The organism is Methanoculleus sp. MH98A (genome assembly GCF_000691865.1).
In the GTDB taxonomy this organism is placed as follows: Archaea; Halobacteriota; Methanomicrobia; order Methanomicrobiales; family Methanoculleaceae; genus Methanoculleus.
This window is the reverse complement of sequence record NZ_JMIO01000199.1, coordinates 1-581: the sequence shown is the minus strand read 5'-3', so window position 1 is coordinate 581 and position 581 is coordinate 1. Positions and strand designations below refer to the sequence as shown.

The following is a 581-nucleotide window of genomic DNA, read 5'->3' as shown; positions in this document are numbered from 1 at the left end:
TTCGGCAAATCTGTAGTTCTCAGTATTGTCAGCAAGAACGGCAATGAGTTACACGAATCAAATATGAGAATTGTATATAATAAGAAAATATTTCCCGCAGAACTTGATATGCTCAATTACTGGCCGTTTGACGATGCAAACTGGCTTTTCGCTGTCTTATCGAAACTGTTGAAACTTCGGGATCCAACTCCTTATTTGAGGCACTTAACTGCTATAGTGGATTCAGAGGTTTTGGTGTCGGCTGAAAAGGAGGGGATGCTATCTGAGTGCCATTTCAACGTGGGCGCATACAATCCCGATGCACTGCTCGGTGAGCTAATTGATCGGTGTGTTGTTCGTCATCACAGAAGGATTGAATGTATTGATACTCTGCTTGATACCGATGCTTTTGGAATCATTGTCAATTCGTTATTACTTACAAATAAGTTAGTAATCTGGTCGGTGTCACACAGGAGGAAAGACTACAACGAGTTGAAAATAGTGATGAGAAATCTGGCTAACTTTTTTGAAGACAAAGGGGTTGCCCAGACTTACACGTCAGAGAGCGTCTATAAATCCTGTGCAACTCAAATTTATCTGAC

The 581-nt window shown here is 41.1% G+C and carries 1 protein-coding gene; it reads left to right on the top strand.

Features of this window, described 5'->3' with window-relative positions:
• Positions 1-63: 63 nt before the first annotated feature.
• Positions 64-581, top strand: a 518-nt coding sequence (locus EI28_RS12545) for a hypothetical protein (RefSeq protein ID WP_048115353.1), incomplete at its 3' end; no start/stop codon positions are given.